Annotated in this window: 9 protein-coding genes and 1 pseudogene; 4 read left to right on the plus strand and 6 right to left on the minus strand. The window is 75.3% G+C overall.

What is annotated here, in order from left to right; all coding sequences use genetic code 11:
- The first annotated feature begins 198 nt into the window (after positions 1-198).
- Together xylB and NH602_RS23405 are read left to right on the plus strand one after the other, a co-directional pair.
- Positions 199-1,605, plus strand: coding sequence for a xylulokinase (xylB, locus tag NH602_RS23400; RefSeq protein WP_253068913.1), 1,407 nt, complete (start codon positions 199-201; stop codon positions 1,603-1,605).
- On the plus strand, positions 1,602-2,372 hold the full coding sequence (locus tag NH602_RS23405) for an IclR family transcriptional regulator (RefSeq protein ID WP_073574502.1): 771 nt from the start codon (positions 1,602-1,604) through the stop codon (positions 2,370-2,372). The genes xylB and NH602_RS23405 overlap by 4 nt, the downstream gene beginning before the upstream one ends.
- 29 nt (positions 2,373-2,401) lie before the next feature.
- Here the strand turns inward: NH602_RS23405 and NH602_RS23410 are convergent, their stop codons facing one another.
- Positions 2,402-2,968 (minus strand): TIGR03086 family metal-binding protein, encoded by a 567-nt coding sequence (locus tag NH602_RS23410; protein ID WP_073574501.1) that lies wholly within the window; start codon positions 2,966-2,968, stop codon positions 2,402-2,404.
- Between the two features lie 92 nt (positions 2,969-3,060).
- Here NH602_RS23410 and NH602_RS23415 point away from each other — a divergent pair, with 92 nt between their 5' ends.
- A complete protein-coding gene (locus tag NH602_RS23415; RefSeq protein ID WP_179762492.1) occupies positions 3,061-3,795 on the plus strand; it encodes a DUF6597 domain-containing transcriptional factor in 735 nt (244 codons plus the stop codon).
- Between the two features lie 42 nt (positions 3,796-3,837).
- Here NH602_RS23415 and NH602_RS23420 read toward each other — a convergent pair whose 3' ends face one another.
- The 4 genes from NH602_RS23420 to NH602_RS23435 are packed head-to-tail and all read right to left on the minus strand — an operon-like array spanning position 3,838 to position 8,176.
- Positions 3,838-4,764, minus strand: a complete 927-nt coding sequence (locus NH602_RS23420) for a hydroxymethylglutaryl-CoA lyase (RefSeq protein ID WP_253068914.1) — start codon at positions 4,762-4,764, stop codon at positions 3,838-3,840.
- The gene (locus tag NH602_RS23425; protein WP_179762491.1) at positions 4,761-5,978 is read right to left on the minus strand and encodes a CaiB/BaiF CoA-transferase family protein; all 1,218 of its coding nucleotides are present in this window, start codon (positions 5,976-5,978) and stop codon (positions 4,761-4,763) included. Before NH602_RS23425 ends, NH602_RS23420 begins: the two co-directional genes overlap by 4 nt.
- Before the next feature lie 8 nt (positions 5,979-5,986).
- The gene (locus NH602_RS23430; RefSeq protein WP_218899386.1) at positions 5,987-7,495 is read right to left on the minus strand and encodes a GntP family permease; all 1,509 of its coding nucleotides are present in this window, start codon (positions 7,493-7,495) and stop codon (positions 5,987-5,989) included.
- A 60-nt stretch (positions 7,496-7,555) separates the two neighbouring features.
- Entirely contained in the window at positions 7,556-8,176 is a 621-nt protein-coding gene (locus NH602_RS23435; RefSeq protein ID WP_073574498.1) for a LysE family translocator, read from the minus strand.
- Positions 8,177-8,202: 26 nt separating this feature from the next.
- On the opposite strand from NH602_RS23435, the gene NH602_RS23440 reads away from it, so the two are divergent.
- Complete coding sequence (locus NH602_RS23440) at positions 8,203-9,165, plus strand: pseudouridine synthase (RefSeq protein WP_253068915.1); 963 nt, start codon at positions 8,203-8,205, stop codon at positions 9,163-9,165.
- Here NH602_RS23440 and NH602_RS23445 read toward each other — a convergent pair.
- Positions 9,166-9,806, minus strand: a pseudogene (locus NH602_RS23445) (hypothetical protein); the annotation flags it as partial.

Raw genomic sequence — 9,806 nt, forward strand, 5'->3', positions numbered from 1 at the left:
CGCGCCTGGCTGTTCGTCATCTGGCACTGCTGGCAGGACAACCTCGCCTACGACCCCACCCGACACCGCGCCCTCCAACGCCTCCTCGAAGATCAACAAGCGGCGGGTTGACACAGGGCATCTCATGGGACCACCCTGGCACCGATCCACCCCGCCTGTCTCCCGCCGCGCCGGTCCGGCGATGGCAGGCTGGGGGGCATGGCACTGGTGCTCGGGGTGGATTCCTCCACCCAGTCCTGCAAGGTCGTCGTCCGCGACGCCGACACCGGCGAGCTCGTCCGTTCCGGGCGCGCCGCACACCCGGACGGCACGGAGATCGCGCCCCGGCTCTGGTGGGAGGCGCTGGAGGCCGCGATCGACGACGCGGGCGGCCTCGACGGCGTCGCGGCGCTGTCGGTCGCGGGCCAGCAGCACGGCATGGTCTGCCTCGACGAGCGCGGCGAGGTCGTCCGCGACGCGCTGCTGTGGAACGACACCCGCTCGGCCGCCGCCGCCGGCGAGCTCGTCGAGGAGTTCGGCGCGCAGCAGTGGGCGGAGACGACCGGCGTCGTCCCGGTGGCCTCGATCACCCTGGCCAAGCTGCGCTGGCTCGCCGCGCACGAGCCGGAGAACGCCGCCCGCACCGCGGCGGTGTGCCTGCCGCACGACTGGCTGACCTGGAAGCTCCGCGGGGGCGGGCTCGCCGGCGGCGCGGGTCTCGACGAGCTGGTCACCGACCGGTCCGACGCCTCGGGCACCGGCTGGTTTGACGGCGTCGACTACCGCCCCGAGCTGCTGGAACGCTTCTTCGGGTCGACGCCGGCGCTGCCGCGGCTGCTCGGCCCGGCCGAGTCCGTCGACGGGCCGGGCGGGATCCGGGTCGGCGCCGGGGCGGGCGACAACGCGGCCGCCGGGCTGGGTGTCGACGCCGGCGACGACGTCGTCGTCTCGCTGGGCACCTCCGGCACGGTGTTCGCCCGCTCGGAGCGTCGCGCCCAGGACCCCTCCGGGATCGTCGCCGGGTTCTCCGACGCCACCGGCGCCTACCTGCCGCTGGTGTGCACGCTCAACGCCTCCCGGGTGCTGGATGCGACCCGGCGGCTGCTCGGCGTGGACCACGACGAGCTGGGCCGCCTCGCGCTGGCCGCCGAGCCGGGCGCGGGCGGCCTGGTCGTGGTGCCCTACCTGGAGGGCGAGCGGACCCCGAACCTGCCCGACGCGACCGGCGCACTGCACGGCTGGACGCTGGCGTCGGGGACCCGGGAGAACCTGGCCCGGGCGGCGGTCGAGGGCATGCTGTCCGCGCAGCGGGTCGGGCTGGAGGCGCTGCGCGAGCAGGGCGTCACCGTGTCCGGGGTGACCCTGGTCGGTGGGGCGGCCCGCTCCGAGGCGGTCTGCCGGATCGCCGCGCAGGTCTTCGAGGTGCCGGTGCGGGTGCCCGAGCCCGGCGAGTACGTGGCCGACGGCGCCGCCCGCCAGGCCGCGTGGGCGCTGCACGGCGGCGCGACGCCGCCGTCGTGGAGCGCCGCTGCCGAACCGGCACGCTACGAGGCCGACCCGGCACCGGCGGCCTGGGAGCGCTACCGCGAGGCGGCGGGGGCCTTCCTGGACCGGGTCGCGGGATGACCAGCGAGGGCCCGAAGCGGCTCCTGGTCCTCGGCAAGATCACCGACATCCTGGACGCGTTCACCCTGCAGCGCCCCGTGCTCGGGCTGGGCGAGATCCAGCAGGCGACCGGCATCCCGACCTCGACGGTGCAGCGGCTGGTGTCGAACATGGTCGCCGAGGGGCTGCTGGACCGGGTCGGGGACCGGGTCCGGATCGGGATCCGGATGGCCTACTGGGCCGGGGCCGCAGCCCGCGGGGTGGACCTGCTGGAGCTGGCCGGGCCGCTGCTGCGCGAGCTGCGCGACACCACCGGGGAGACCGCGTCGCTGTTCCGGGCCGAGGCGGGGCGGCACCGGGTGTGCGTCGCCGTCGCCGAGACCCGGCACGCGCTGCGCCGGGAGATGCACGTCGGCAAGGTCATCCCGCTGCACACCGGCTCGGCGGGCCGGGTCCTGCTCGCCTGGGCCCCCGAGCTGGCCGCGGAGGTGCTGGCCGGCCCGCTGCCGTCGCTGACCGAGTACACCGTGACCGACCCGGAGACGCTGCGCGCACTGCTGGACGACACCCGCCGCGACGGGTTCGCGATCACCGTCGCCGAGCGCGACGACGGCGGCTCGGGGCTGTCCGCACCGGTCTTCGACCACGCGGGCGAGGTCACCGCGGCGCTCACGATCAGCGGCCCCACGCTCCGGTTCGGCCGGTCGGAGTGCGAGAAGAGCGTGGATCTGCTGGCAGGCGCCGCGGACCGGCTGACCCGGACCCTCGGCGGCCGCCCTCCGGGGTGAGCCCGGCCGCGGCCCACCACGCCTGCGGCTCAGCACCGCGTCGCGGGGTCTCGGCCGGTCGTCGCCACGATTCGCTCGATCGTGGTCGCGCCGGGCGCGGTCACGACGGCCGGGGCGAACACACCCATCCCCCGCCCCTGCTCGGCCATCGCCGACACAGCGGCCAGCGTGGCCTCGAGGACGTCGTCGGGCCACACCGGCTCGACGCCCACCGCGCGGCCGAGGTCCCATCCGTGCACGACGAGCTCACCCAGCACCATCCCGCCGATGACGGCGGCCGGGAGCCGCTCACCCATGGTCACCGCGCCCTCCCAGGTCGCCGGGTCCGACCACACGGTCACCAGGTCGTCCCGGGCGGCGTCGAGCCGGGCGGGCCAGTCGCCGGTCATCGGTGCCGTCGCGTCGGGGTCGGTCGCCGGTCCGGTCCCGGTGCGCCGTCCCACGTCGGCGAGCACGGGTGTCCAGTGGAGCAGGTGGCCGGTCAGGTCCGCCAGGTCCCAGCCCGCGCACGGCGTCGGCCGGGAGGAGGGGACACGGGACGCGGCCGCGACCAGCGGGAGGTGTGCGGCCGCAGCGGCGGCGATGTGACGGTGCATGGCCGGGACGCTAGGGGCCGGGCCGGTGCCGGGTCTTGGACGAACGCGCCAGACCCGCCGGCCACGCCCCGGGCCGCGGCATACTCACCACCGTGGACCATGACCCCCGCAGGCTCCCCGGGGCGCGGGCCCGCCACCAGCGCTCGCGCACCGTGGCACCGCCGGTCGACCTGGCCGGGTTCGTCGAGCAGTTCTGGGTCGTCGAGTGGGACTACGACCGGCCCTACCGGCAGAAGGTCGTCCCCTATCCCCAGGTGCACCTGACCGTGCAGCCCGGCGGAGCCGCCGTGCTGGCCGGGCCCGCCACCCGGTACGTCCACCGCGAGCTGCAGGGAACCGGCCGGGTGGTCGGTGCAGCGCTCCGGGCGGGCACCGCGCGGGCGCTGGTGGGAGCGCCGGTCGCGAGTGTGACCGATCGTCGGGACCCGGTCGTCTGCCCGGTCACCGCCGACGTGGACGGGCTCGCCGCATACCTGCGCGGGAGGCTCCCGGCCGGTGGCCCGGACCGGGCCGCCGCCGAGGCGCGCGACCTGGTCGCCACGATCGCCGAGGACCGATCAGTGGTCCGGGTGGATGCGCTCGCCCACGGCACCGGCTCCAGCGTCCGCTCCCTGCAGCGGCTGTTCCACGAGCACGTCGGCGTCGGGCCGAAGTGGGTGATCCGCCGCTACCGGCTGCACGAGGTGACCGAGCTCATGGCGGCGGGGCGCCCGGTCCGGTGGGCCGAGGTCGCCGTCGAGCTCGGCTACGCCGACCAGGCCCACCTCACCCGGGACTTCACCGAGATGTTCGGTGAGCCCCCCACGGCCTACGCGATGCGGTACTGACCGACCGTCCCGGACGGGGACGGGGACGGGCGCAGCGGGGTGTCAGCGTGGCCCCGCCGTCCACGGGAAGGCCTGGGCGTTCGAGCGGACACCGCGCGCCGTCGCCGAGCGCATGGGCTCCCCCAGCTCGGCCAGCAGGTCCTCGGACCACGTCACGAGGTCGGCCAGCACCGCGGGGGTCAGCCAGCCCGGGCGCAGCGCGAACAGCAGGTCCTCGCTGGCGGTGTTGCCGCTGGCCCCGGGCGCGAACGGGCAGCCACCCAGTCCACCCAGCGCGCCGTCGAGGACGGTCGCACCGTTCTGCACCGCGGCGAGTGCGTTCGCGACGCCCTGGCCCCAGGTGTCGTGGCCGTGGAAGGCGACGCGACGGCCGTCGGCGACCGCCGCAACGCGCCCGACCAGCGACCCGACCTCGGCGGGGTTCGCCTGCCCGAGGGTGTCGCAGACGACGACGTCGCAGGAGCCCGCGGTGCGCGGGTCGGCGACGATCTCGACCACCCGGTCCGGGTCGACGGGCCCGTCGAACGGGCAGGTGAACGCCGTCGCGAGGCACAGCTGGATGCGTCCGCCCGCGGCACGCGCGTACTCGACGGCCTGCGGCATCGCGTCGAGGGAGACGGCGGTGTCACGGCCGATGTTGGCGTTGTTGTGCGCATCGGACACCGAGAAGCAGTACTGGACGTTGCGGGCCCCGACGGCCACCGCCTTCTGCACGTGCCGCGGCGTCGCCACCCACACCCAGCAGCGCTCCAGCTCCTCCGGTGTCAGCGCGGCGACGACGTCGAGGGTGTCCGCCAGCGGCGGCACCAGGTCGCCGCGGGCCAGCGACCCGATCTCCAGCTCCGGTACACCCGCACCGAGCAGCGCGCGGACCAGCCCGACCTTGCGGTCGGTGGGCAGCGGCTTGCCGGTGAGCTGGAGCCCGTCGCGCAGCGTGACGTCCCGCAGGACGACCCCGTCGGTGCTCATGCGTCCTCCCCCGATGCGGCCCGGATCGTGTCCGGGGTGTACCCGAGCAGCCCGCCGAGTACGGCGGCGGTGTCGGCGCCCAGGTCCGGCCCGACGGAGCGGACCGGGACCGACCGGCCGTCGAGCACCGGCACGATGCCGGGGAACCCGACCCGTGCGGGTTCGGCGCCGCCGGTGTCGACGTCGAAGTACTGGACCATGTCGCGGGCGCGGAACTGCTCGTCGGCGACGATGTCGGCGGCGGAGTGGATCGGGCCGGCCGGGACGCCGGCCTCCTCCAGCCTCGCGAGGACCTCGTCGCGGGGCAGCGAGCGGGTCCAGGTCTCGATGGCGCCGTCGAGCTCGTCGCGGCGCGCCCAGCGGCCCGCGTTGGAGGCCAGCTCCGGGTCGCCGCCCAGGTCCGCGCGGCCGATGACGGTCATGAACCGGCCGTAGATGGAGTCGCCGTTGCCGGCGATCACGACACTGCCCCCGTCCGCGCAGACGTAGGCGTTGGACGGGGCGATGCCCTCCATCCGCCCGCCGACGCGGCGCCGCTCGACGCCGTAGGCGAGGTGGTCGGGGACGAGGGACTCCATCATCGAGAACACGGCCTCGTTGAGCGCGACGTCCATGCAGCGCCGGTCCAGCGCAGGCCGGTCCGTGCGGCTCTCGCGCTGGTAGAGCCCCATCATCGCGGAGAACGCGCCGTAGAGCCCGGCGATCGAGTCCCCGATCGACACCCCGGTCCGCGACGGCGGCCGGTCGGCCTCCCCGACGAGGGCGCGCAGCCCGCCCATCGCCTCGGCGACGGCGGCGAACCCCGGCCGCGACGACAGCGGCCCGGTCTGCCCGAACGCCGAGATCCGCACGAGCACGACGTCGGGGTTGACGGCGTCGAGCTCGGCCGGGCCGAGCCCCCACTTCTCCAGTGTGCCGGGCCGGAAGTTCTCCAGCACCACGTCGGAGCGGGCGGCCAGGTCCAGCACGGCCTGCTTCCCCGCGGCCGAGCGCATGTCGAGGGTGATGGAGCGCTTGTTGCGGTTCAGCGTCCGGTACAGCATCGAGGTGTCCCCGGCATAGAGCCGCCAGTTGCGGATCTCGTCGCCGGTACCGGGGCGCTCGACCTTGATCACCTCGGCGCCGAAGTCGGCGAGCAGGCGTCCCGCGGTGGGAGCGGCGATGTAGTTGCCGAGCTCGAGCACCCGGACCCCGGACAGCGGAAGTTGCGACACGACTCTCCTTAGACGACGAGCGACAGCGGCAGGATCACCAGGATCGCGACGACGGAGGCGATGGAGACCCCGACCGAGCAGGTCTTGAGCGTCCCGCGCACGGACTGTCCGAGCAGCGACTGCAGCAGCCAGAACGTGTTCGAGGTGACGTGGACGGCGAACAGCGCCCCGGCACCGGCGGCCAGCGCGATCAGTACCGGGGCCAGGCCGATCACCGGGGCGACCGGGGCGAGCACCCCGGCCGCGGTGATCGCCGAGATCGTCACCGACCCGATCGCGACGTGCAGTACGGCGGCGATCAGCCACACCATCAGCAGCGGGGCAGCGGTGCCGGCGGAGAAGAAGCTGCCGAGGATCTCGCCCAGCCCGGCGTCGGAGATCGTGGTGGCGAGCGAGCCGCCCACGCCGGTGAGGATCAGGATCTGCCCGCTCTCACGGAACCCGTCGGAGACCGCGGCCTCGACCATGCCGCGCCCGTGGGCGACCCCGACGACGGCGGTGGTCCCGATCAGCGCGAGCAGCAGCGCGATCACCGGCTCGCCCAGGAACGCGATGACGGGGTGGGTGATCCCGGCCGCGTCGAGCACGGCGCCCGCGGCGATGAGCAGCAGACCCACCAGCAGCGGCCCGAACAGCAGGGCCAGCGGCAGCTCGCGACGGGCGGTGCCGGACACCGCGGTGCCGACGGCGGCCGGGACCGCGCCCCCGCCGGGCCCGGCTCCGTGTCCCCCGTCCGTGCCCCCGCCGTCCGGGGAGCCGGTACCGGTGGGCCGTCCCCCGGCGCTCCCGGCGGCGGGTGCGGCGGTGTCCGGCGAGTCGGCATCCGCACCGGCGGGCACGCCCGCGGCGACCGGCTCCTGCTCGTCGCGGGCCGGGTCCCACCAGCCGCGGCGCAGCAGCACGGACATGATCCCGGTCGCGATGAGCACGGTCGGCACCACGACGACCAGGCCCAGGATCAGCATCTGGCCCAGCGGCACCCCGAGCACACCGGCGAGTGCGACCGCACCGACACCGGGGACCATGAACACGATCCCGCACTCCAGGCCGATCGCGAGCGCGGTCGCCATGCGCGGCAGCCCCTTGTCCCCGATGCGCGGAGCGATCCGCCGGGCCAGCGGTGCGGAGATGACCAGCAACACGTCGACGAAGATCGACTGGAGTGCGGTGGAGACGGTGACGGCGGTGGCGTAGGGCATCCCGCGCGGGCCGCAGGCCGTCAGCAGCGCGGAGACCAGCCGTTCGATGGCGCCCGCGTGGTGCAGCATCGCGCCGGTCAGGACACCGAAGGCGATGAGCAGCCCGACGTCGGCCAGGATGTCGCCGAACCCGCCGGTGACCGCGTCGACCGTCCCCGTCACCCCCAGGCCGGCGGTCAGGCCCAGGTAGACGGCGCCGATCACGAGGGAGATCACCGGGTTGAGCCGGAACCTCACGATCAACACGACGACGGCGAGCACGGCGACGGCCGTGTTCACCACGATGACGGTGTCCGACACGATGATCCCCCTGGGCATCGACGACGATGTCGTACCCACATCATGAACTCAGACCCACCATGCGGGCAACCCCGCAGATCAGGCGGCGGCCAGCGCCCCGCCGAACCCGATCAGCGCGACTCCGGCGACGACGTCACCGGCGCGTCGCACGCGGCGCCGGGTGAAGAAGGCCCGCGCCCGGTGCACGGCGAGGACCAGGCCGACCCCGTAGACGCCGCCGAGCACCGCCACCGACAGCGCCAGCAGCAGCGCGTCGGCGGTGGTCGTCACCCCGGGCACGAGGAACTGCGGCAGCACCGACAGGTACATGACCAGCACCTTCGGGTTGGTGATGTTCGAACCGAAACCGACCAGGAACGACCGCCGCGCCGGGACCCGCGGACCACCGTCGGGGACCACGGGGTAGTCGCCGCGACGCGCGGCCCGCAGCGCCTGCACCCCGAGCACGCAGAGGTAGACCACCCCGGCCCAGCGGATCACGGTGAACGCGGTGTGCGAGCTCGCGACGAGCACACCGAGCCCGAACGCCGCGGCGCCGCCCTGCAGGGCGTTGCCGGTGAACACCCCGGCCAGCGTCGAGAGTCCGCCCGCGCGCCCGCCGACCAGCGAGGCGCGCAGCATCACGAAGGTGTCCGGGCCGGGCATCAGCACCAGCCCGACGACGATCAACAGGTAGGCACCGTAGGACGTCCAGCTCACGACGGGCCATCGTAGGCTGCCGTCCCGTGAGATCCCGCCGGCGCCGCACGTCCCGGGAGGCGTCCCCGCTCCCGACGGTCGACGGCCTCGCGCCGGCCCGCGTCCGCACCCCGGCGGCCGGCGGGTGGGCGACGATGCGCGATCACCTCGTCGACCGGTTCCCGCACGTCGCGGAGCGGATCGACGTACGGCTGGCCGCCGGGGAGATCGTGACCGCGGCCGGCCCGGTCACCCCGGCCACGCCGTACACGCCGTCGACGACGCTGTGGCTCTACCGCGACGAGCCCGACGAGGTGCCGGTGCCGTTCGGGCTGCCGGTGCTGCACGCCGACGACGACGTGGTGGTCGTCGACAAGCCGCACCTGCTCGCGACGATCCCGCGGGGCAGCCACGTCCGCCAGACCGTGCTGGTGCGGCTGCGCCACGAGCTGGGGCTGCCCGCGCTCAGCCCGGCGCACCGGCTCGACCGCGCCACCGCGGGGGTCCTGCTGCTGGTGGTGCGCCCCGAGCTGCGCGGCGCCTACCAGACGTTGTTCGCCCGCGGCCGGGTCACGAAGACCTACGAGGCGCTCGCCCGGTTCGACCCGGACCTGGAGCTGCCGCGCACCGAGGTGTCGCGGATCGTGAAGCGGCCCGGGGTGTTCGCCGCCGTCACCGAGGACGGCGAGCCGAACGCCGAGACCCGCGTCGAGCTCGCCGGGCAGCGGGGCGAGAGGGCCCTGTACCGGCTGACCCCGCGCACCGGGCGGACCCACCAGCTGCGGGTGCACCTGAACGGGCTGGGCGTGCCGATCCTCGGCGACGACGTCTACCCCGAGCTGCACCGGCGGGCGCCGGAGGACTTCACCCGCCCGCTGCAGCTGCTCTCGCGTGCCCTGGAGTTCGACGACCCGGTGACCGGGGCGCGGCGGCGCTTCGTCAGCGGCCGCACCCTGCAGGCGTGGGACGACCCGGACGGCTGGGCCGCCGGGACGCCGCACGAGTGGTGATCAGCCGACGCTGCGGTCGTCGCCGTCGTCGAGGTGGTGGCCGTTGCGGTGCCCGCCGGGCACCGGCGCGCCGTTGACGGCGCCGTTGCGCGCACCACCGGCCGGTCCGTGCGGGCCGTGGTCCTCCGCGGCGCGGTGGCGGCCCTCGCGCAGACCCCGCTGGTAGCTGGCCAGCCGGTTGCGCACCCGGTCGGGCTGGCGCTCCCGCGACCCGGTCGGTGCGAGGCCGTTCGGGGTGTCCCGCCACGACGGCGGCACCATCGCCTGCCCGGGCAGCCGCTGCGGCAGGCCCTGCGCGGTGGTCGGCAGGTCGACGACCCGGTCGGCCCGGATCCGGGCGGCGTCGAACTCGGCGTCGCCCGCGGTGCGCCAGTTGTCGTTCTGCGTGACCGGGAGCGCCGTCGTCTCGGTCGATCCCGGCTCACGGAACCAGGCCGAGGCGACCGCCGCGAAGATCGGCGTGTCGTCCGCGTCGTCCACGGGCACCGGCACCTCCGAGTCGAACGGTCCGAACAGCTCCACCGGCGGGGTCGCCCCCGCCGCGCCGGTGACGGGCAGTGCCTCGGTGGCCGGGGGGTCCTCCGGCGCGGGCGGCGGTGGCGGGGCGCCGTTGCGCGCCGGGCCGGTGCCCGGCGACGGCG

The organism is Pseudonocardia sp. McavD-2-B, from assembly GCF_024124365.1.
In the GTDB taxonomy this organism is placed as follows: Bacteria; Actinomycetota; Actinomycetes; order Mycobacteriales; family Pseudonocardiaceae; genus Pseudonocardia; species Pseudonocardia alni.